The 19,622-nt window shown below is 68.4% G+C and carries 21 protein-coding genes; 16 read left to right on the forward strand and 5 right to left on the reverse strand.

Annotated features, from left to right (window positions below; all coding sequences use genetic code 11):
• The first annotated feature begins 64 nt into the window (after positions 1 to 64).
• From EOW66_RS09115 to EOW66_RS09130, 4 genes are all read left to right on the forward strand, one after another.
• The gene (locus tag EOW66_RS09115; RefSeq protein WP_128156077.1) at positions 65 to 853 is read left to right on the forward strand and encodes an exodeoxyribonuclease III; all 789 of its coding nucleotides are present in this window, start codon (positions 65 to 67) and stop codon (positions 851 to 853) included.
• Between the two features lie 70 nt (positions 854 to 923).
• Positions 924 to 1,823: a thioredoxin gene (gene trxA, locus EOW66_RS09120; RefSeq protein ID WP_128156078.1), complete on the forward strand. Its 900-nt coding sequence runs from the start codon at positions 924 to 926 to the stop codon at positions 1,821 to 1,823.
• 26 nt (positions 1,824 to 1,849) lie between these two features.
• Complete coding sequence (locus tag EOW66_RS09125; RefSeq protein ID WP_128156079.1) at positions 1,850 to 2,488, forward strand: LON peptidase substrate-binding domain-containing protein; 639 nt, start codon at positions 1,850 to 1,852, stop codon at positions 2,486 to 2,488.
• A complete protein-coding gene (locus EOW66_RS09130) occupies positions 2,485 to 2,685 on the forward strand; it encodes a Trm112 family protein (RefSeq protein WP_113898603.1) in 201 nt (66 codons plus the stop codon). The genes EOW66_RS09125 and EOW66_RS09130 overlap by 4 nt, the downstream gene beginning before the upstream one ends.
• A 30-nt stretch (positions 2,686 to 2,715) precedes the next feature.
• Here the strand turns inward: EOW66_RS09130 and EOW66_RS09135 are convergent, their stop codons facing one another.
• A complete protein-coding gene (locus EOW66_RS09135; protein WP_128156080.1) occupies positions 2,716 to 3,942 on the reverse strand; it encodes an FAD-dependent monooxygenase in 1,227 nt (408 codons plus the stop codon).
• 96 nt (positions 3,943 to 4,038) lie between these two features.
• Here EOW66_RS09135 and EOW66_RS09140 point away from each other — a divergent pair, with 96 nt between their 5' ends.
• The 4 genes from EOW66_RS09140 to EOW66_RS09155 all read left to right on the forward strand — a co-directional run bounded on the left by EOW66_RS09140 (position 4,039) and on the right by EOW66_RS09155 (position 10,645).
• Complete coding sequence (locus EOW66_RS09140; RefSeq protein WP_128156081.1) at positions 4,039 to 5,355, forward strand: amidase; 1,317 nt, start codon at positions 4,039 to 4,041, stop codon at positions 5,353 to 5,355.
• Between the two features lie 118 nt (positions 5,356 to 5,473).
• Complete coding sequence (locus EOW66_RS09145) at positions 5,474 to 6,652, forward strand: aminotransferase class I/II-fold pyridoxal phosphate-dependent enzyme (protein WP_128156082.1); 1,179 nt, start codon at positions 5,474 to 5,476, stop codon at positions 6,650 to 6,652.
• Positions 6,653 to 6,664: 12 nt separating this feature from the next.
• Complete coding sequence (locus EOW66_RS09150) at positions 6,665 to 9,961, forward strand: DNA translocase FtsK (protein ID WP_128156083.1); 3,297 nt, start codon at positions 6,665 to 6,667, stop codon at positions 9,959 to 9,961.
• Between the two features lie 84 nt (positions 9,962 to 10,045).
• Positions 10,046 to 10,645 carry a LolA family protein gene (locus EOW66_RS09155; RefSeq protein WP_128156084.1) on the forward strand — a complete coding sequence of 200 codons (600 nt, stop codon included), beginning with the start codon at positions 10,046 to 10,048 and terminating at the stop codon, positions 10,643 to 10,645.
• Here the strand turns inward: EOW66_RS09155 and EOW66_RS09160 are convergent, their stop codons facing one another.
• Complete coding sequence (locus tag EOW66_RS09160) at positions 10,646 to 11,224, reverse strand: transglycosylase SLT domain-containing protein (RefSeq protein WP_113898607.1); 579 nt, start codon at positions 11,222 to 11,224, stop codon at positions 10,646 to 10,648.
• Between the two features lie 199 nt (positions 11,225 to 11,423).
• Between EOW66_RS09160 and hspQ the strand changes: the two genes are divergently transcribed.
• Entirely contained in the window at positions 11,424 to 11,750 is a 327-nt protein-coding gene (gene hspQ, locus EOW66_RS09165; protein ID WP_128150088.1) for a heat shock protein HspQ, read from the forward strand.
• A 12-nt stretch (positions 11,751 to 11,762) separates the two neighbouring features.
• Here hspQ and EOW66_RS09170 read toward each other — a convergent pair whose 3' ends face one another.
• Positions 11,763 to 12,257, reverse strand: a complete 495-nt coding sequence (locus EOW66_RS09170; protein WP_128156085.1) for an ATP-binding protein — start codon at positions 12,255 to 12,257, stop codon at positions 11,763 to 11,765.
• Positions 12,247 to 12,594 carry an STAS domain-containing protein gene (locus tag EOW66_RS09175; RefSeq protein WP_113898610.1) on the reverse strand — a complete coding sequence of 116 codons (348 nt, stop codon included), beginning with the start codon at positions 12,592 to 12,594 and terminating at the stop codon, positions 12,247 to 12,249. Before EOW66_RS09175 ends, EOW66_RS09170 begins: the two co-directional genes overlap by 11 nt.
• 185 nt (positions 12,595 to 12,779) lie before the next feature.
• Between EOW66_RS09175 and EOW66_RS09180 the strand changes: the two genes are divergently transcribed.
• From EOW66_RS09180 to EOW66_RS20370, 5 genes are all read left to right on the forward strand, one after another.
• Positions 12,780 to 13,016, forward strand: a complete 237-nt coding sequence (locus EOW66_RS09180) for a GlsB/YeaQ/YmgE family stress response membrane protein (protein WP_128156086.1) — start codon at positions 12,780 to 12,782, stop codon at positions 13,014 to 13,016.
• Positions 13,016 to 13,171 (forward strand): hypothetical protein, encoded by a 156-nt coding sequence (locus tag EOW66_RS20365; RefSeq protein ID WP_164880095.1) that lies wholly within the window; start codon positions 13,016 to 13,018, stop codon positions 13,169 to 13,171. The genes EOW66_RS09180 and EOW66_RS20365 overlap by 1 nt, the downstream gene beginning before the upstream one ends.
• A gap of 49 nt (positions 13,172 to 13,220) precedes the next feature.
• Entirely contained in the window at positions 13,221 to 14,102 is an 882-nt protein-coding gene (locus EOW66_RS09185) for an SPFH domain-containing protein (RefSeq protein WP_128156087.1), read from the forward strand.
• Entirely contained in the window at positions 14,102 to 14,371 is a 270-nt protein-coding gene (locus EOW66_RS09190) for an NfeD family protein (protein ID WP_128156088.1), read from the forward strand. Before EOW66_RS09185 ends, EOW66_RS09190 begins: the two co-directional genes overlap by 1 nt.
• Positions 14,372 to 14,448: 77 nt before the next feature.
• A complete protein-coding gene (locus EOW66_RS20370; protein ID WP_164881075.1) occupies positions 14,449 to 14,607 on the forward strand; it encodes a hypothetical protein in 159 nt (52 codons plus the stop codon).
• 57 nt (positions 14,608 to 14,664) lie between these two features.
• Here the strand turns inward: EOW66_RS20370 and pyrF are convergent, their stop codons facing one another.
• Positions 14,665 to 15,372, reverse strand: a complete 708-nt coding sequence (pyrF, locus tag EOW66_RS09195) for an orotidine-5'-phosphate decarboxylase (protein ID WP_128156089.1) — start codon at positions 15,370 to 15,372, stop codon at positions 14,665 to 14,667.
• Positions 15,373 to 15,641: 269 nt separating this feature from the next.
• On the opposite strand from pyrF, the gene clpB reads away from it, so the two are divergent.
• Complete coding sequence (clpB, locus tag EOW66_RS09200) at positions 15,642 to 18,257, forward strand: ATP-dependent chaperone ClpB (RefSeq protein ID WP_128156090.1); 2,616 nt, start codon at positions 15,642 to 15,644, stop codon at positions 18,255 to 18,257.
• 81 nt (positions 18,258 to 18,338) lie between these two features.
• Entirely contained in the window at positions 18,339 to 19,619 is a 1,281-nt protein-coding gene (locus tag EOW66_RS09205; RefSeq protein WP_128156138.1) for a DNA polymerase IV, read from the forward strand.
• The last annotated feature ends 3 nt before the right edge of the window (positions 19,620 to 19,622 follow it).

A 19,622-nucleotide genomic window follows, 5' to 3' on the forward strand; every position in this document is an offset into this window, starting at 1 on the left:
GGCCGGGCGCCTTGCCCTTCCGGTCCGCGCGGGCGAAACTGCGCGGCCTGAGAGGAGAGCCCCCATGACCTTCACCCTTGCCACCTGGAACATCAATTCGGTCCGCCTGCGCGAGGGGCTGGTCGAGAAGCTGCTGCGCGAGGAGGCGCCCGACGTGCTTTGCCTGCAGGAATGCAAGAGCCCGGTCGAGAAGATCCCGCTCGAGCGTTTCCGCGCGCTGGGCTACACCTGGATGGTGGCGCGGGGCCAGAAGGGGTACAACGGCGTCGCGATCCTGTCGAAGCTGCCGCTCGTCGAGGCGGGGGCGGGCGACTATGCCGGGCTCGGCCAGGCGCGGCACGTGGCGGCGCGGCTCGAGAATGGCGTGACGATCCACAATTTCTACGTGCCGGCGGGCGGCGACATTCCGGACCGCGCGCAGAACGAGAAATTCGGCCAGAAGCTCGATTTCCTGACCCATATGCGCGACGACTTCTTCGCCAACCGGCCCGAGAAGGCGATTTTGGTGGGCGATCTGAACATCGCCCCGCGCGAGGATGACGTCTGGAGCCACAAGGCGCTTTTGAAGATCGTCTCGCACACGCCCGTTGAGGTCGAGCATCTGGCGCAGACCCGCGACGCCGGGAACTGGGTCGACGTGACCCGGCAGGACATTCCCGAGGGGCTGCTTTATTCGTGGTGGAGCTATCGCGCCAAGGACTGGGACGCGGCCGACAAGGGGCGCCGGCTCGATCACGTCTGGGCGACGCCCGACATCTCGAACGCGGCGCATGGCAGCCGGATCCTGCGCGCGGCGCGGGGCTGGGAACAGCCGTCCGATCACGTCCCGGTCTTCGCGACTTTCGATCTCTGAGGCGATCCGCCCCTTGGCGAGCGGCCCCCCGGCGCGCATATAGGGAACAAAAGATCTGGGAGAGGCGACCATGATTGGCACCGAAGCGAAAACCACCCATTCCGAACTCGTGAAAGACGTCGACGAGACCACCTTCATGGCGGAAGTCGTCGACAAGTCGATGACCATTCCCGTCATCGTCGACTTCTGGGCGCCGTGGTGCGGCCCCTGCCGGCAGCTTGGCCCGGCGCTCGAGGCGGCGGTCGAGGCCGCCAAGGGCAAGGTCGTGATGGTCAAGGTCAACGTCGACGAGAACCAGATGATCGCCGGCCAGATGCGGGTGCAGTCGATCCCGACCGTCTATGCCTTCTGGCAGGGGCAGCCGGTCGACGGGTTCCAGGGTGCGCTGCCGGCCTCGCAGCTGAAGACCTTCGTCGACAAGCTTGCGGCGCTTGCGGGCGATGGCGGGCTCGCGGATGCGGTCGCGGCCGCCGAGGAGATGCTGACCGAGGGCGCCGCCGTCGATGCGGCCGAGACCTTCGCCGCGATCCTCGGCGAAGACGCCGAGAATGCCGAGGCCTATGGCGGGCTGATCCGTGCCCATCTGGCGCTTGGCAATCTCGAACAGGCGGAACAGTTCCTCGCCGCGGTGCCGGCAAAGATCGCGACCGCCGCGCCGGTCGAGGCCGCGCGCGCGCAGATCGCGCTGGCGAAGCAGGCGGCGAAGGCCGGTCCGCTCGATGCGCTGAAGGCGAAGGTCGAGGCCGACCCTGCCGATCATCAGGCGCGGTTCGACTATGCCACGGCGCTGCATGCGGCGGGCGATGTCGAGGCGGCGATCGAGCAGCTGCTCGAGCTGTTCCGTCGCGACCGCGAGTGGAACGAGGGCGCCGCGAAGACGCAGCTCTTCACCATCTTCGACGCGCTGAAGCCCACCGACCCGATCGCGGTGAAGGGGCGCCGGCGGCTTTCGTCGATGATATTTGCCTGATCGCGCGGGCGGGCTAGCTCATGCGCATGATGAAAGCCTGCGACCTGCCAGACCAGATCCCGCTGTTTCCGCTGCCGGGGGCGCTGTTGCTGCCCCGGGGGCGGTTGCCGCTTCACATCTTCGAGCCGCGCTATCTGCAGATGGTCGAGGATTGTCTGAAGACGTCGCATCGGCTGATCGGGATGATCCAGCCCTGCAAGGGGCGCGACGGGACGGCGAAGCTGAACGCGATCGGCTGTGCGGGGCGGCTGACGGGGTTCTCGGAGACCGAGGACGGGCGCTACATGATCACCCTGTCGGGGATCTCGCGGTTCCGGCTGTTGCGCGAGCAGGAGGGGTTCTGCCCCTATCTCCGCGCCGAGGTGAGCTGGACCGATTTCGGGCGCGACCTTGGCCGGGCCGAGCATGATCCGGGCTTCGACCGCGACGGCTTCCTCGGGCTGCTGGCGCGGTTCTTCCACTCGCAGGGGCTCGACACCGACTGGGAGACGCTGAAGGAGGCCGAGGACGAGCTGCTGATCAACTCGCTCTCGATGCTGTTGCCGCTCGAACCCGAGGACAAGCAGGCCCTGCTCGAGGCGCCGAGCCTGACGACGCGGCGCGAGACGCTGGTGACGCTGCTGGAATTTCACCTGCACGGTGGCTGCGAGGAGCGCCAGCAATGAGTGATACGCCCGGGGAAGAAGACCGCGCCGCCTTTGACCGGCGCATGCTCGAGGCGCTGGTCTGCCCGCTGACGCAGGCGCCGCTGCACTACGATGCGGCGCGGCAGGAGCTGATCTCGAAGCCCGCGCATCTGGCCTATCCGATCCGCGCGGGCATTCCGATCATGGTGCCCGACGAGGCCCGCCCGCTGGACTGAAAAGGCCGCCCCGAGGGGCGGCCTTTCCGTTCAGATCGCGCGGCCCTGCAACAGCCGTGGCAACGGGCCCGACAGCCCCGCCGCCTGCCGCATGAAGGCGCGCCGCAACGGGCCCGCGGCCTGCACGATGCCGAGGCCGAGGTCGCGCCCGGCCCGCAGGATCGGGTTGTCGTTCGAGAACAGCTTGTTCACCGTGTCCATGCCAAGCGCGAGCGAGACGGAATCGAAGCGCCGCCAGCCCTGATAGCGTTCCAGCACATCGGGCGCGCCGATGTCCTCGCCGCGGCGCGTCGCCTCGACCACCACCTCGGCGAGCGCCGCAACGTCGCGCAGACCAAGGTTCAGCCCCTGCCCGGCGATCGGGTGCACGCCATGCGCCGCATCACCGATCAGCGCCACCCGCGGCGCGACATAGCTTTTCGCCAGCGTCAGGTTCAGCGGATAGCTGAAGCGCGGCCCGGCCAGCCGGATCTGGCCGAGGAAATCGCCGAAGCGTGGCCGCAGGATGGCGAGGAAATCCTCGTCCGAGAGCGCCGAGATCACCTTGGCATTCGCGTCCGTTTCCGACCAGACGATCGACGAGCGGTTGCCCGGCAGCGGCAGGATGGCAAGCGGCCCGTTCGGCATGAAGAACTGCTGCGCGATGCCCTGATGCGGCAGTTCATGCTCGATCGCGGCGACCAGCGCGGTCTGGCCATAGCCCCAGCCCTCGCGGGTGATGCCGGCGCGTTCGGCCACGCCCGAGCGGCGCCCGTCGGCGCCGACCAGCAGCTTCACCAGCCGCGTGCTGCCGTCCGACAGCGTCACCTTGATGCCGCCCGGCACCACCTCCTGCGCGGTGACCGCGGTCTGGGGGAGCAGGGTGATCTTCGGGTCGACCTCCATCGCGTGCAGGAAGGCGCGGTAGAGGAAGCGGTCCTCCAGCATGTAGCCGACCGGCGTCTGGTCAAGCTCGCGGCTGTCGAAATGCAGAAAGAACGGCGCGGCGCCCTCGCCCGGCCGCCCGTCCGAGGCCTTCACCTCGAGCATCGGCTGGGCGTTCGTCGCCAGCATCGGCCAGAGCCCGATGGCGGCAAGCAGCTTTTGCGAGGCAAGCGCCAGCGCATAGGCGCGGCCGTCGAAGTCATCCTCGGTGCGCGCCCGCGCGGGGGCGGCGTCGACGACGGTGACGGTCAGCCCCGATTGCGCGAGGGCGAGGGCGAGCGCGGGGCCGTTCAGCCCGCCGCCGGCGATGAGGATGTCTGAATCATGTGTCATGGCGCGGAGTATGGCGCGGCGCGCGCGATTGTCCATGCGCGGGATTGTCCGGGGGGCGGGCAATGGCTAGCGTGGCGCAAACGAGCGGAGGGCGCGATGGACGAACGGTTCTGGTCGGCGGCAGAGCAGGGGCGGGCGATGGCCGAGGGCCGGCTCGACCCGGTGGAGATGGCTGAGGCCTATCTCGAGGCCGCGGCGGCGGTGCCCGACGTCTATGCCCGCCTGACGCCCGAGCGCGCACGCGGCGAGGCGATGGCGGCGCGCGCCCGGCTGCGGCTTGGCCTCGGGCGCGGGCCGCTCGACGGCGTGGCGCTGAGCTGGAAGGACCTGTTCGACAGCGCGGGCACGGAAACCGAGGCGGGCTCGCGCCTGCTCGAAGGCCGGGTGCCCGAGGACGACGCCGCGGTGCTGGCGCAGGCGACGCTGGCGGGCACGGTCTGTCTTGGCAAGACGCATATGACGGAACTGGCCTTCTCGGGGCTTGGCATCAACCCGATGACGGCGACGCCGCCGAATGCGGTGATGCCGCATCTCGCCCCGGGCGGGTCGAGCTCGGGCGCGGCGGTATCGGTGAAGCTCGGCCTTGCCGCGGCGGCGGTGGGCTCTGACACCGGCGGCTCGGTGCGGATTCCGGCCGCCTGGAACGACATCGTCGGTCTGAAGACGACGCATGGCCGGGTGTCGACGCGGGGCGTGGTGCCGCTGTGCCGGCGCTTCGACACGGTCGGGCCGCTCGCCCGCAGCGTCGAAGATTGCGCGCTGGTGCTGGCGGCGCTCGAGGGCCGCCACGCCCCCGATCTGCGCGGCGCGACGCTGGACGGCGCCCGGCTTCTGGTGCTCGAGGGTCTGCCGCTCGAGGGTGCGCGGACCGAGCCGCTGCGCGGCTTCGAGGCGGCGGTCGAGCGGCTGGGGCGCGCGGGCGCGCGGATCGAGCGGCGCGCGCTGCCGATGGTGGCGCCGGCGATGGCGCTGTCGGGGCTGCTTTTCGCGCCCGAGGCCTATGGGCTGTGGCAGGCCGAGATCGAGGCGGCGCCCGAGAAGATGTATCCGCCGATTCTCGAGCGCTTCCGCGGCGGGGCAGGGGCGTCTGCCGCCGATTACGTCGCGGGCTGGGCGGCGCTGGACGCATATCGCGCGCGCTGGCACGCGGCGACGGCGGGCTATGACGCGGTTTTGGTGCCCACGGCGCCGATCCTGCCGCCCGACGCGCAGCGGCTGCAGACCGACCCCGCCTATTTCGCCGCCGAGAATCTGCTCGCCCTGCGCAATACCCGCATCGGCAACATCTTCGGGCTGTGCGCGCTGACCCTGCCGAGCGGCGAGCCGATGTGCGGAATTTCGCTCATGGCCGCGCCGATGGCAGAGGAGCGCCTGTTGCGACTGGGGATTGCGGCCGAGGCAGCACTGCACTGAAAAGCCACAGGCACGCCCGGCAAGCCATGGTGCGGGCGTGCTTTTTCTGGACGCGGGCGCCCGGCTTCGGTAACCTGCGATCATACGGGGCGACACGACCCCGATGAACGAGGCACAGATGGATTATCCCGAGCGGTTTGCGAACCTGCCCGAATACGCATTCCCGCGTTTGCGGGCGCTTCTCGATTCGCACGCTCCCGGCGGCGAAGCGGTGGCGTTCACCATCGGGGAACCGCGCCATCCGATGCCCGCCTTCGTCGGTGAGGTTCTGGCGCAAAGCCTTGCGGAATTTGGGAAATATCCGGCAAACGACGGCACGCCCGAGCTGCTGGCGGCAATCTCCGCCTGGCTGCAGCGGCGCTTTCGCGTCGAGGTCGCGGAAAACCGGATCATGGCACTCAACGGCACGCGCGAGGGGCTGTTCAACGCCGCCCTTGCGCTGAGCCCCGAGATGAAGCGCGGCAAGACGCCCGTCGTGCTGATCCCGAACCCGTTCTATCAGGTCTATGCCGTGGCTGCGGTCGAGGTCGGCGCCGAGCCGGTCTTCGTGCCGGCGACCGAGGAGACGGGCTTTCTGCCCGATTACGCGAGCCTGCCGGCCGAGGTGCTCGACCGGGTGACGATCGCCTATCTGTGCTCGCCCGCGAACCCGCAAGGCGCGGTCGCTTCGCGCGACTATCTCGCGCAGTTGCTGCATCTGGCCGAGAAACACGATTTCCGCGTCTTCGCCGACGAATGCTATTCCGAGCTGTGGCGCGAGGCGCCGCCGCCGGGCGCACTCGAGGTCGCCGCGGCCGAGGGCATCGACCCCGAGCGGGTGGCGGTGTTCCATTCGCTGTCGAAACGCTCGAACCTGCCCGGCCTGCGCTCGGGCTTCGTCGCGAGCGGGGCCGAGAACATTCGCCATATCCGCCGTCTGCGCGCCTATGCCGGCGCGCCGCTGCCGCTGCCGATCCAGCGGGTTTCGGAACGGGTCTGGGCGGACGAGGCGCATGTGGTGGAAAACCGCGCGCTTTATGCCGAGAAATACGCCGATGCCGCCGAGATCTTCGCCGGCGTCAACAGCTTCCGGCTGCCCGATGGTGGCTTCTTCCTCTGGCTGCCGGTGCCCGATGGCGAGGAAGCGGCGCTGAAGCTGTGGCGCGAGACCGGGGTGCGGGTGCTGCCCGGCGCCTATCTCGCGCGTGAGGTGAACGGGGAAAACCCCGGCAAGGGATATATCCGGGTGGCTCTGGTCGCCCCAAGAGAAGAAACGCAGCGCGGGCTGATCCGGCTCCGCGACTGCCTGTATACGTGAGGACGGTAGAGCATGGCATCCTATCAGGCACGGCAACGCGACCCGCTTCTGGACCAGAACACCCAGGCAGCGCTTGAACGGCGCGGCAAGGAATTGCTGGGCGGGGTTCTGGTCTTTGCGGGCGTTCTGGTGGGGATGCTGCTTGCCAGCTATTCGCCCGACGATCCGAGCTGGATGGCGGTGTCGGATGCGCCGGTGCAGAACTGGCTCGGGCGGATCGGGGCGGGGATCGCCTCGCCGCTTTACGTCATCGTCGGGCGCGGCGCCTGGCTGCTGCCGCTTGGGCTGATCGCCTGGGGCGTGCGCCACATCCTGCACCGCGGCGAGGAACGGCTCGGCACCCGCGCCGTCTTCCTGCCGATCGGCGTGGCGCTGGCTTCGGTCTATGCCGCGCTGCTGGTGCCCGGCGCCGACTGGGGTCAGGCCTTTGGCCTTGGCGGCCATTTCGGCGACATGATCGCCGGCTCGCTGCTGGGCATGTCGCCGGTTTCGGGCTCGATCGGGCTCAAGCTGATGTCGCTGGTGCTGGCGCTGGCGACGATCGCGATGAGCGCCTTCGTGCTGGGCTTCGACCGGGCCGAGATCCAGACCATCACCCGCTTCCTGCTGCTCGGCTCGGTGGCCGCCTATGATGCGGCGCTGAACGCCTTTGGCCGCGGCGCTGCCGCCTCGGTGCGGATGGCGCAGGGCGCGGCGCAGCAGGCGGCCGAACGGGCACGCCAGCGTCGGGCCGAGGCTGCCGAGCGTGCGGCCGATCTGGCCGCCTGGGAGGCGCAGCAGGCCGCCTGGGAGCAGAGCCAGGGCGGCTATGCCCCCGCAGCGGCGCAGCCGGCGATGAGCGCGGCGGCGAAATCCTCGCTGCTGTCGCGCATCCGCCGCGCGCCCGAACCGGATTACGCGCAGGAAGACGGGCTCCTCGAGTACGACTCCGAGCTGGTCGAACGCGGCTGGCCGGCGCCGGCCGTCGAGGCCCCCTCCGAGGACCGCATCCGCGCCCGCATCGCGCAGGCGGTGAAGACCCGCGCCGTGGCGCCGATGGTCCATGCCGAGCCCGAGGACTGGGAGGCGATGGAGCCCGCGCCGGTGGCAATGCCCGAGCTGCGCGCGACGCCGCGCCAGGCCGAGCCGGCCCCGTATTCCGCGCCGCAGCATTACGCGCCGCAGCCGGCGCCGGCGCCCGCCACGCCCGCCTCGGTGCTGGCGGCGGTCGCGGCGCGTCTGGCCCGTGGCGCCCGCCCGGCGGCGCCGGTGCCCGCAGCGCCGGTGCGGCGCTCGGAGCCGCCGATCCAGGCCCGCCCGCGCTTCCTGCCCGGATCGGCGAGCGCGCCGGCCTCGCATCTGAACGAGCCGGTGCTGCGTGCGCCCGAACCCGTCGCGGCCGCGCCCCATGTCGTGGCCCCCGAGCTGCCGCCGATGTGGGAAACCGCCGTCGACGAGGCGCCGCTGCACGATGCGGCCCTGACCTATCCCGACGCTGCCCCGGCCTATGTCGAGCGCGCCGTGCCGCGCGAGGCGGTCGATCCCGCCGCGACCGGCTGGGAGACGCCGCGCGTCGCCCGCGAGGCGGATGATGCCGACGACTGGGCCGAGACCGACTTCGACCGCAACGCCTTTGCCGATCTCGATGAGGAGATCCCGCAGGTTCCGGCCTCGGCGCCGCGGATCATGCTGAACCGTCAGGTGGTCCCGCCCGCGCCCGAGCGCCGGGTGATGGCACCGCCGCGCAAGGCGCATGTGCCCTCGAAGCAGGCGATCGCCGAGGCCCAGCCGAAGCTGCGCTTCGAGCCGCCGGCGCATCCGGCCTACGAGCCGCCGCCGCTGAACCTACTGACCAACCCGACGACGATCCAGCGCCACAGCCTGTCGGACGACGCGCTGGAAGAGAACGCGCGGATGCTGGAAAACGTGCTCGACGACTACGGCGTGAAGGGCGAGATCGTCTCGGTCCGCCCGGGTCCGGTGGTCACCATGTATGAACTCGAACCGGCGCCGGGGCTGAAGGCCAGCCGCGTGATCGGGCTGGCCGACGACATCGCGCGTTCGATGTCGGCGCTGTCGGCGCGCGTCTCGACGGTGCCGGGCCGCTCGGTGATCGGCATCGAACTGCCGAACGTGCACCGCGAGAAGGTCGTGCTGCGCGAGATCCTCGCGGCGCGCGATTTCGGCGACAGCAACCTGCGGCTGCCGCTCGCGCTCGGCAAGGACATCGGCGGCGAGCCGGTGATCGCCAACCTCGCCAAGATGCCCCACCTGCTCATTGCCGGCACCACCGGTTCGGGCAAGTCGGTGGCGATCAACACGATGATCCTGTCGCTTCTCTACAAGCTCTCGCCCGAGGAATGCCGGCTCATTATGATCGACCCGAAGATGCTGGAACTCAGCGTCTACGACGGCATCCCGCATCTGCTGAGCCCGGTCGTCACCGACCCGAAGAAGGCGGTCGTGGCGCTGAAATGGGTCGTGGGCGAGATGGAGGAGCGCTATCGCCGCATGTCGAAGATGGGCGTGCGCAACATCGAGGGCTATAACGGCCGCGTCCGCGAGGCGATGGACAAGGGCGAGATGTTCAAGCGCACCGTCCAGACCGGCTTTGACGAGGAGACCGGCGAGCCGGTCTTCGAGACCGAGGAATTCCAGCCGCAGCCCTTCCCCTACATCGTCGTCATCGTCGACGAGATGGCCGACCTGATGATGGTCGCGGGCAAGGAGATCGAGGCCTGCATCCAGCGTCTGGCACAGATGGCGCGCGCCTCGGGCATCCACCTGATCATGGCGACGCAGCGCCCCTCGGTCGACGTCATCACCGGCACTATCAAGGCGAACTTCCCGACCCGGATCTCGTTCCAGGTGACGTCGAAGATCGACAGCCGCACGATTCTGGGCGAGCAGGGGGCGGAACAGCTCCTCGGCATGGGCGACATGCTCTACATGGGCGCGGGCTCGCGCATCACCCGCATCCACGGGCCCTTCGTTTCCGACGAGGAGGTCGAGGAGATCGTCAACCACCTGAAGAGCTTCGGCCCGCCGCAATACATGTCGGGCGTGCTCGAGGGGCCGGACGAGGAAGTGGCGAGCGACATCGACGCGGTCTTGGGCCTCGGCTCGGGTGACGATACCGAGAACGCGCTTTACGACACCGCGGTCGCGATCGTCATCAAGGACCGCAAGTGCTCGACCTCCTATATCCAGCGCAAGCTGGGCATCGGCTACAACAAGGCCGCGCGGCTGGTCGAGCAGATGGAAGAGCAGGGCGTCGTCAGCCCGGCAAACCATGTCGGCAAGCGCGAGATCCTGGTGCCCGAGCAGTGATCTGGCACGAACGTGATGCGACGCCCCGCCCGAAGTGATCGGGCGGGGCTTTTTCTTTGCCGTACTTGGATTAGATTTCCCGCCATGACCCTGCTTCGTCTCGCCCTTGCGCCCGTTTTCGCCCTACTTCTTGCGGTTCCGGCCTTTGCCGGGGCGCTGTCGCTCGACCAGATCTCGACCTATCTGAACGGGCTCGAGACCGCGCAGGCCGATTTCCTGCAGGTGAACGCGGATGGCTCCACCGCGAAGGGCGTGCTCTACATCAAGCGGCCGGGGCGGGCGCGGTTCGAATATGCCACCGACAAGACGCTGGTGATGGCTTCGGGCGGGCAGGTGGCGATCTTCGATCCGAAATCGAACCAGCCGGCCGAGCAATATCCGCTCGCCCGCACGCCGCTGAACCTGATTCTGGCGCCGACGGTGGACCTTGGCCGGGCGAAGATGGTGGTCGGGCGCGAAAGCGATGCGACCACCACCACGATCGTCGCGCAGGACCCGGATCACCCGGAATACGGCACGATCCGGCTGGTGTTCACCAACGCGCCGGTGGCGCTCAAGCAGTGGATCATCACCGATGACAGCGGCGCGAAGACCGCCGTGGTGCTGAGCGGGCTGAAGACCGGCGTCGATCTCGGCGCGCGGCTGTTCAGCATCAAAGCCGAGCTCGACGCCCGCAAGAAGTGATCACTTGCCGCAGGCGCGCAGCTGCGACTGATACATGTTGGCGCGCGTCTGCACCTTGTCGGCGACGGCGAGCAGCCAGCCCTTGGAATTGTGGCTGCCGTTCGCAAAGCCCGAGCGCCCCTCGTGATAGGCAAGGTACTGGCCGCGCGCGTCGTATTTCGACACGCCGAGCTTCTTCGAGGTCCCGTCCATGTACCAGCCCATGAAATCGGTCGCGTCCTGGATCCGGTTGCGCTTTGCGCTGAAGCGGCGGGTGGCCTCGCGGTAGTCGTCCCAGGTCGAATCGAGGGCCTGGCTGTAGCCGTAGGCAGAGCTCGCACGGCCGAGCGGAATCACCCCGAGCGCGAAGCGATAAGGCGTCTTGGCGGTGCCGACGAATTTCGATTCCTGATGGATCGTCGCCATCTGGACATGCACCGGCACGCCCCAGCGGGCCTCGGTGCGCTTCATCGCGGAGTAGTATTGCGGCTTCTCGCGCGCCAGAAGGCAGGCGTTGTCGAGGTTACGCGGCGCCTGCGAGCTGCCACCACCACAGGAGGCGACCATCAGCAAGACGGCCAGCTTGAGGTACTTGTTCATCACTGCTCTGCCTGATCGGTCTTGTTTTCCCGCGATTTTACCGGATTTTCTCCGCAGGGGAAATGACAAAGCCATGATCTTGCCGGCCGATTGTGGCAACTGTTGGGCTGCGCACCACAATCTGTTTCCCCCGGCGCCGGCGCTGCGCGGTGGACAGCAGGGCGGGTAAGGTATTACTTACCTTTTATTGGGGGCAGACATGCAGACCGCACGCGCGAAATATGCCATCGGCCAGATCGTCCGGCACCGGAACCAGTCGTTCCGGGGCGTGGTCTTTGATGTCGATGCGATCTTCTCGAATACCGAGGAGTGGTATCTCGCGATTCCCGAAAGCAGCCGTCCGCTGAAGGATCAGCCGTTCTATCACCTGCTGGCGGAGAATGACGACGACTACTACGTTGCCTATGTCTCCGAGCAGAATCTGGTGGCCGATACCACGGGCGAGCCGGTGGATCACCCGGATCTGGACGACTTGTTCGGCGATTTCGAGGACGGGCGCTATCCGCTGCAGTTCCAGCTGAACTGAGCGCGCCGCAGCTCACTGCGCCAGGGCGAGCGGCGCGAGCGGCAGGCGAAAGACCAGCTCGTTGCGGCCGTCGTGGCGGCAATAGTGCAGGTCCTCGACCAGATCGCGAATCAGGAACCAGCCGAAGCCGCCTTCGGGCAGAGTGTCGGGCACCGGGCGCGGGTGATCGCCGCCGATGCCGGACAGGCAACGCTCGGGCAGCTCGATCCCATCGTCGCAGACCAGGCAGGTCAACCCGCGCCGGTCCCGTGCGAGGGCGAGGCTGATCGTGCCCTTGCCGCTGTTGCCATAGCCATGCCTGACGATGTTGTTGAACACCTCGGCCAGGACGATCTCGAGGGCGCCGGCCTCGTCCGTGGTCATCTGGCGGATGAAGCGTGCCAGGGTGCTGTGCAGTGCGGCGCGCACCGACAGCGGATCGGCACTGAAACTGTGCCGGAAGATGGCCTGCTCCGGTGCCGAAGGGTCCGGTGGCGGCTGCGGATGCGAACTCCGCTCAGCCTGCATCGCGCAACCTTTCGGATGTGGCCGCCGCGACGTTCGGATGAATCCGGAACACCGTATCCATCCGGGTCAGCCGGAATACCTTTTCGACCGTCGGCGTGAGCCCGACCAGTTCCAGTTGTCGCGCCGGCGCGAGCGACTTCATCACTGCGACGATCGCACCGAGGCCGGAACTGTCGAGGAAGGTCACGTCCGACAGGTCGAGCACGACGCGCGAGGACGGTTGCGCCGTCACTTCGCGCATCCGGTCCTTGAAGCGGATGGCAATCGCCGCGTCGAGGCGTTCTTCCTGCAGGTACACCACCAGCGCCCCGCCGAGGGCTTCCGCATAAAGGTTCATCACCGCGTCTCCGACAACCGTTCACGGTCGAAGGGTATCCGGAAATGCTTACCAAAGCGTATCGCCGGCCCGGAGCTGCCCGGCGGGGGTGACGCTTTCGCGCATCAGCGCCGGCCCGCCCTGCGCTTCCCCCTTTTGCCCCGCGTGGCCCGCGCCCATATTGGGGCGCAAACCGGAGACAGCCCATGCAGGTCATTGCTCTCATCATCATCGGCGCGGCGGCGGGCTTCATCGCCACCCGTGCGATGAAGATGGAAACCGACATCCCCACCACCATCGCCATCGGCGTGATCGGCGCGCTGATCGGCGGGCTGGTGCTGCGCTTCCTGCTGGCACTGACCGGCGCGCTTGGCGGCTTCGTCGGGGCCTTGCTCGGCGCGTTCCTGCTGATCTGGCTGTGGCGCCAGTACGGGCGGCGCTGATGTGGGGGCCGCTTTTCGGACTGGCCGGCATGGCGACGACGCGGCTGACGCTGTGGTCGCTTGGCCTTGCGATCTGGCTGTTGCGCCGGCCCGGTGGCTGGGCGGTTCTGGCTGTCGCGGCGCTGGTCGGCGTGAAGCTTCTGCCGCAGAAATGAGACCCTCCGCGCTGCGCCCTGCCGCCGCGCCCCACCCCCGGGAGACCCCATGACCTTGCAAGATTTCCTCGGCGAGAACGCCGTCTTCCTGGCACTCGCGGCCTTCGTCATCGTCGCCGTCTATCAGGGCGTGCGGATCGTGCCGCAGTCCGAGAAATACGTGGTCGAGCGCTTCGGCCGGCTGCGTGCGGTGCTTGGCCCGGGCATCAACTTCATCGTGCCCTTCCTCGACCGGGTGGCGCACAAGGTCTCGGTGCTGGAGCGCCAGCTGCCCACCACCCGGCAGGATGCGATCACCGCCGACAACGTGTTGGTGCAGGTCGAGACCTCGGTGTTCTACCGGGTGACCGAGCCGGAAAAGACCGTCTACCGGATCCGCGACATCGACGCCGCGATCTCGACCACCGTCGCCGGCATCGTGCGCGCCGAGATCGGCAAGATGGAACTCGACGCCGTGCAGTCGAACCGTGCCGGGCTGATCCACACGATTCAGGAGAACCTCGCCAATGTCGTCGACGACTGGGGGATCGAGGTCACCCGGGCGGAGATTCTCGACGTCAATCTCGACGATGCGACGCGGGCGGCGATGCTGCAGCAGCTGAACGCCGAGCGCGCGCGCCGTGCCCAGGTGACCGAGGCCGAGGGCCGCAAGCGCGCGGTGGAGCTGGCCGCCGATGCCGAGCTTTACGCCGCCGAGCAGCAGGCGAAGGCGCGCCGCGTCACCGCCGAGGCCGAGGCCTTTGCGACCTCGGTCATTGCCGAGGCGATCGCGAAGAACGGGCTCGAGGCGGCGCAGTTCCAGGTCGCGCTGAAACAGGTCGAGGCGCTGAGCATCGTCGGCAAGGGCGAGGGCAAGCAGGTGGTGCTGCTGCCGGCTGCGGCGCTCGATGCCTTCGCGAATGCCTTCGGGCTGCTCAAGGGGCGGTCGTGATGCTGTGGGAACTTGCCTGGGTCTGGATCGCCGGCGGCGTGGTGCTGGCGCTGCTCGAGATGCTGCTGCCGGGCTTCATCCTGCTCGGCTTCGCGATCGGGGCGGTCTGTGTCGGCGTGCTGATCTGGATCGGCCTGCTGGTCACCCTGCCGCCGATGCTGCTGGTGATGGCGGTGATCGCGGCGATCGCCTGGGGCGTGTTGCGCCGGGTGATGGGCGTGCGCCATGGTCAGGTGAGGATCTGGCACCACGACATCAACGAGAAATGACCGCCGCGCGCCAGCCGGGGCTGGATTTTCAGGCTCCGGGGCCCTAGTGGACTCGCATCCCGAGATGGAGAGGCGCGATGTACGACGATTTTCCCGAAGAGGCGAAGGGCCTCAAGTATTTCCTCAAGATGGTGACGATTGCCCTGGTGGGGGTCGTGGTCTGGATTCTGGTGACGCATCCGATGAACGGCGATGCCAGCTCGACCACCACGCTCGCGGTCACGCATCAGCAGTGATCCGGTCGAACGGGGCTGGAGCGGAAACGGCGGCCATCGGCCGCCGTTTTGCATTTCTCAGCCGCGGATCTCGGCGAGGATCGCCTGCGCCGCGGCGCGCGGGTCCTTGGCCTGCCAGATCGGACGGCCGACGACGAGGTGATCGGCGCCCGCCGCCAGCGCCGAGGCGGGCGTCTCGACCCGCTTCTGATCGCCAAGCGCGGCGCCTGCCGGGCGCACACCCGGGGTGACGATGAGCTTGCCTGCGGCGCCCGGCAGCGCCCGGATCGCCGCCGCCTCGCGCGGCGAGGCGATGACGCCGTCCGCCCCGGCCGCGAAGGCGCGCGCGGCACGTTCGGTGACCAGCGCCTCGATCTCGCCGGGCTTGATCAGCGCCCCGTCGAGGTCGGCGCGGTCGAGCGAGGTCAGGATCGTCACCGCGAGGATCTTCGTGGCCGAGCCCGCCGCGCCCTGTTTCGCCGCGGTCACCACATAGGGGTCGCCATGCACGGTGAGGAAGTCGAGGTCATAGCGCGCGATGCCGCGCACCGCCGCCTCGACCGTGGCGCCGATGTCGAAGAGCTTCATGTCGAGGAAGATCTTCTTGCCCTGTTCCTGCTTCAGCTCGTTCGCCAGCGCCAGCCCGCCGCCGGTCAGCATGCCAAGGCCGATCTTGTAGAACGAGACGCTGTCACCGAGCGTCTTCGCAAGCGAAAGCCCGTCGAGCGCGGTGGGCAGGTCGAGGGCGACGATCAGGCGGTCGTCGGCGGGCAGCAGATCGGTCATGGCGAGGCTCCGGAGATGGCAGGCAAACGCCCGCCTTTTGCGCCCGAAGCCGGCACCGGTCAAGGAAAAGCAGGGCGCGGGCCCCGCCGGCCCCGCCCGGTTTGTGTTTCGTTCCCGCGCGTTACACCGCGCACATTTTTTCCGCGCAGCCTGTCGCCCCCCCCTTGAAGCGGCTGCGATCCGCCTCCACCTCCCTTTCAAGACCCGGACCAGAGCGTGCCGTCATGGGCGTTCGATTTTCCCGGGGGCTTCAGAAAAGGAGATACCCGATGAACATGGAAAAGTTCACCGAGCGGTCGCGGGGCTTCATTCAGGCTGCCCAGACCATCGCGATGCGCGAGGGACATCAGCGGGTGGTGCCTGAACACTTGCTGAAAGCATTGATGGATGACGATCAGGGGCTGTCGTCGAATTTGATCCGACGCTCCGGCGGCGAGCCGCAGCGGGTGCAGGAGGCGGTCGATCTGGCCGTGTCGAAACTGCCGAAAGTGTCGGGCGGTGACGGGCAGGTCTATGTCGAACAATCGCTGGTGCGCGTGCTCGACGAGGCCGAGAAGATCGCGCAGAAGGCGGGCGACAGCTTCGTTCCGGTGGAACGGATCCTGATGGCGCTGGCCGTGGTCAACACCCGGGCGAAGGACTGTCTCGATCAGGGCGCAGTGACCGCGCAGAAGCTGAACGCTGCGATCAACGACCTGCGCAAGGGCCGCACCGCCGATTCGGCCTCGGCCGAGGAAGGCTATGACGCGCTGAAGAAATATGCCCGCGACCTGACCGAGGCCGCGGAAGAGGGCAAGATCGACCCGATCATCGGCCGCGACGAGGAGATCCGCCGCGCCATGCAGGTGTTGTCGCGCCGCACCAAGAACAACCCGATCCTGATCGGCGAGCCGGGCGTGGGCAAGACCGCGATCGCCGAGGGCCTCGCGCTGCGCATCGTCAACGGCGACGTGCCGGAATCCTTGCGCAACAAGAAGCTGCTTGCCCTCGACATGGGCGCGCTGATCGCTGGGGCGAAATACCGCGGCGAGTTCGAGGAACGGCTGAAGAGCATCCTGAAGGAGATCGAGGCCGCGGCGGGCGAGGTCATCCTGTTCATCGACGAGATCCACACCCTTGTCGGCGCCGGCAAGTCCGAAGGCGCGATGGATGCCGCGAACCTGATCAAGCCGGCGCTCGCCCGCGGTGAGCTGCACTGCATCGGCGCGACCACGCTTGATGAATACCGCAAGTATGTCGAGAAGGACGCGGCCCTTGCCCGCCGGTTCCAGCCGGTGATGGTCGAGGAACCGACGGTCGAGGACACGATCTCGATCCTGCGCGGCATCAAGGAGAAATACGAACTCCACCACGGCGTGAAGATCTCGGATTCGGCGCTGGTGGCGGCGGCGACGCTCTCGCACCGCTACATCACCGACCGCTTCCTGCCCGACAAGGCGATCGACCTTGTCGACGAGGCGGCATCGCGTCTGCGCATGGAAGTGGACAGCAAGCCCGAAGAGCTCGATGCGCTCGACCGGCAGATCCTGCAGATGCAGATCGAGGCCGAGGCGCTGAAGAAGGAGGACGACGCGGCCTCGAAGGACCGCCTCGTCACGCTCGAGAAGGAGCTGGCCGAGCTCATGGACCGCGCTGCCTCGATGACCGCGAAATGGCAGGCCGAGCGCGACAAGCTCGAGGCCTCGCGCGATCTGAAGGAACAGCTCGACCGGGCCCGTGCCGAGCTTGATCAGGCCAAGCGCGAAGGCAACTTCGGCAAGGCGGGCGAGCTGCAATATGGCCGGATCCCGGACCTCGAGCGCAAGCTCGGCGAGGCCGAGGAGAAGGAAGACGGCCAGATGGTTTCGGAGGCCGTCCGCCCCGAGCAGATCGCCGAGGTGGTCGAACGCTGGACCGGCATTCCGACCACGAAGATGCTGGAGGGCGAGCGCGAGAAGCTGTTGAAGATGGAGGAAGAGCTGCACGGCCGGGTCATCGGTCAGGATGCGGCGATCACCGCCGTCGCGAATGCGGTGCGCCGTGCCCGCGCCGGGCTGAACGACGAGAACCGGCCGCTCGGCTCGTTCCTCTTCCTCGGCCCGACCGGCGTCGGCAAGACCGAGCTGACCAAGGCGGTTGCCGAATACCTCTTCGACGACGACACCGCGATGGTGCGCATCGACATGTCCGAGTTCATGGAGAAGCACTCCGTGGCGCGGCTGATCGGCGCCCCGCCCGGCTATGTCGGCTATGACGAGGGCGGCGTTCTGACCGAGGCGGTGCGGCGCCGGCCCTATCAGGTCGTGCTCTTCGACGAGGTCGAGAAGGCGCATCCGGACGTGTTCAACGTGCTCTTGCAGGTGCTGGACGACGGTCAGCTGACCGACGGTCAGGGCCGCACGGTCGACTTCAAGCAGACGCTGATCGTGCTGACCTCGAACCTCGGCAGCCAGGCGTTGAGCCTGTTGCCCGAGGGCAGCGATTCGTCCGAGGCGAAGGACGAGGTGATGGGCGCGGTGCGGGCGCATTTCCGCCCCGAATTCCTGAACCGTCTCGACGAGATCGTCATCTTCGACCGGCTGACCCGGGCGAACATGGACGGCATCGTCACGATCCAGCTCAAGCGGCTCGAGAAGCGGCTCGCAGCGCGCAAGATCACGCTCGATCTCAACGACGATGCGCGCAAGTGGCTGGCCGACGAGGGCTATGACCCGGTCTATGGCGCGCGCCCGCTGAAGCGGGTGATCCAGCGCAGCCTGCAGGACCCGCTGGCCGAGCTGCTGCTGAGTGGCGAGGTGAAGGACGGCAGCACGGTGGAGGTGACCGCCGGGCCCGACGGGCTGGTGGTCGGTGGCCGTGTCTCGGCCTCGGGGCGCACGCGCCCGGCCGACGTGCCGCTGCAATAAGCCTTGCGACAGCACAGGAAAGGGGGGCGGGGCAACCCGCCCCCTTTTTCATGCCCGCCCCGGCGCGCTAGAATGGCAATCATGCCCGCCCTGTGCCGCGACTGCCTTGCCACTTTCGACGACGCCCCTGCACGCTGCCCGCGCTGCGGCCGTCCGCGCGTGCTCTCCCACCCCGAGCTTTTTGATCTCACCATCGCGCATCTCGATTGCGACAGCTTCTATGCCTCGGTCGAGAAGCGCGACGATCCGGCGCTCGCTTCGCGCCCGGTGATCGTCGGCGGCGGCACCCGCGGCGTCGTCTCCACCTGCTGCTATGTCGCGCGCGTCTCCGGCGTGCGCTCGGCGATGCCGATGTTCCAGGCACTGAAACTCTGCCCCGAGGCGGTGGTGATCCGGCCGCGGATGGAGCATTACGCGGCGGTCTCGGCGCAGATCCGCGCGAAGATGGCGGCGCTGACCCCGCTGATCGAACCGCTTTCGCTCGACGAGGCCTTCCTCGACCTCGGCGGTACGGCGCGGCTGCACCATGCGCCGCCGGCGCTGCTGATGGCGCGCCTCGTGCGCGAGATCGAGACGGCGATCGGCGTCACCGCCTCGGTCGGGCTGTCGCACAACAAGTTTCTGGCCAAGGTCGCCTCCGACCTCGACAAGCCGCGCGGCTTTTCGGTGATCGGCCGGGCCGAGACGGAGGACTTCCTGCGCGATCAGCCGGTCTCGATGCTCTGGGGCGTGGGGGCGGCGACGCGCGCCGCGCTCGGCCGGGCCGGGCTGCGCACGCTCGCCGACATCCGCCGGGCGGGGCAAGCCGCGATGGTGGCGCGATTCGGCGCCTCGGGCGCGCGGCTCCATGCGCTGGCGACCGGCGAGGATCCGCGCCGCGTCACCCCCGATGCGCCGGTGAAATCGGTGTCGAACGAGACCACCTTCGACACCGACATCGCCGAGCGCGCCCGGCTCGAGGCCTGGCTCTGGGTGATGTGCGAGAAGACCGCGGCGCGGATGAAGGCGAAGGGGCTGTGCGGGCGCACCGCGGTGCTGAAGCTGCGACGGGCGGATTTCTCGGCGCTGAGCCGGCAGCAGCGGCTCGAGGAGCCGAGCCAACTGGCCGACACGCTGTTTCGTGCGACGCTCGCCCTGCTCGAGGCCCTGCCCGAAGATGGCCCGTTCCGGCTGATCGGGGCGGGCTATGCCGATCTCGCCCCCGCCGATGGGCGCGACCCGGTGGGCGACCTGCTCGACCCCGGCGCCGGCCGGCGCGCCGGGGCGGAACGGGCAGTCGATGCGATTCGCGCGAAATTCGGCGCCGGGGCGATCCGCAGCGGCCGCAGCCTCGGCGCCGGAGCGGACAAGCCGCGCGGCTGAGCG

Origin of the sequence: Paenirhodobacter huangdaonensis (assembly GCF_004022465.1) — a bacterium.
Taxonomy (GTDB): Bacteria; Pseudomonadota; Alphaproteobacteria; order Rhodobacterales; family Rhodobacteraceae; genus Rhodobacter; species Rhodobacter huangdaonensis.

Excerpts from the sequence above, each read along its gene's own strand:
- EOW66_RS09115 (WP_128156077.1), top strand. The coding sequence starts at position 65 with ATGACCTTCACCCTTGCCACCTGGAACATCAATTCGGTCCGCCTGCGC.
- trxA (WP_128156078.1), top strand. The coding sequence starts at position 924 with ATGATTGGCACCGAAGCGAAAACCACCCATTCCGAACTCGTGAAAGAC.
- EOW66_RS09125 (WP_128156079.1), top strand. The coding sequence starts at position 1,850 with ATGATGAAAGCCTGCGACCTGCCAGACCAGATCCCGCTGTTTCCGCTG.
- EOW66_RS09130 (WP_113898603.1), top strand. The coding sequence starts at position 2,485 with ATGAGTGATACGCCCGGGGAAGAAGACCGCGCCGCCTTTGACCGGCGC.
- EOW66_RS09135 (WP_128156080.1), bottom strand. The coding sequence starts at position 3,942 with ATGACACATGATTCAGACATCCTCATCGCCGGCGGCGGGCTGAACGGC.
- EOW66_RS09140 (WP_128156081.1), top strand. The coding sequence starts at position 4,039 with ATGGACGAACGGTTCTGGTCGGCGGCAGAGCAGGGGCGGGCGATGGCC.
- EOW66_RS09145 (WP_128156082.1), top strand. The coding sequence starts at position 5,474 with ATGGATTATCCCGAGCGGTTTGCGAACCTGCCCGAATACGCATTCCCG.
- EOW66_RS09150 (WP_128156083.1), top strand. The coding sequence starts at position 6,665 with ATGGCATCCTATCAGGCACGGCAACGCGACCCGCTTCTGGACCAGAAC.
- EOW66_RS09155 (WP_128156084.1), top strand. The coding sequence starts at position 10,046 with ATGACCCTGCTTCGTCTCGCCCTTGCGCCCGTTTTCGCCCTACTTCTT.
- EOW66_RS09160 (WP_113898607.1), bottom strand. The coding sequence starts at position 11,224 with ATGAACAAGTACCTCAAGCTGGCCGTCTTGCTGATGGTCGCCTCCTGT.
- hspQ (WP_128150088.1), top strand. The coding sequence starts at position 11,424 with ATGCAGACCGCACGCGCGAAATATGCCATCGGCCAGATCGTCCGGCAC.
- EOW66_RS09170 (WP_128156085.1), bottom strand. The coding sequence starts at position 12,257 with ATGCAGGCTGAGCGGAGTTCGCATCCGCAGCCGCCACCGGACCCTTCG.
- EOW66_RS09175 (WP_113898610.1), bottom strand. The coding sequence starts at position 12,594 with ATGAACCTTTATGCGGAAGCCCTCGGCGGGGCGCTGGTGGTGTACCTG.
- EOW66_RS09180 (WP_128156086.1), top strand. The coding sequence starts at position 12,780 with ATGCAGGTCATTGCTCTCATCATCATCGGCGCGGCGGCGGGCTTCATC.
- EOW66_RS20365 (WP_164880095.1), top strand. The coding sequence starts at position 13,016 with ATGTGGGGGCCGCTTTTCGGACTGGCCGGCATGGCGACGACGCGGCTG.
- EOW66_RS09185 (WP_128156087.1), top strand. The coding sequence starts at position 13,221 with ATGACCTTGCAAGATTTCCTCGGCGAGAACGCCGTCTTCCTGGCACTC.
- EOW66_RS09190 (WP_128156088.1), top strand. The coding sequence starts at position 14,102 with ATGCTGTGGGAACTTGCCTGGGTCTGGATCGCCGGCGGCGTGGTGCTG.
- EOW66_RS20370 (WP_164881075.1), top strand. The coding sequence starts at position 14,449 with ATGTACGACGATTTTCCCGAAGAGGCGAAGGGCCTCAAGTATTTCCTC.
- pyrF (WP_128156089.1), bottom strand. The coding sequence starts at position 15,372 with ATGACCGATCTGCTGCCCGCCGACGACCGCCTGATCGTCGCCCTCGAC.
- clpB (WP_128156090.1), top strand. The coding sequence starts at position 15,642 with ATGAACATGGAAAAGTTCACCGAGCGGTCGCGGGGCTTCATTCAGGCT.
- EOW66_RS09205 (WP_128156138.1), top strand. The coding sequence starts at position 18,339 with ATGCCCGCCCTGTGCCGCGACTGCCTTGCCACTTTCGACGACGCCCCT.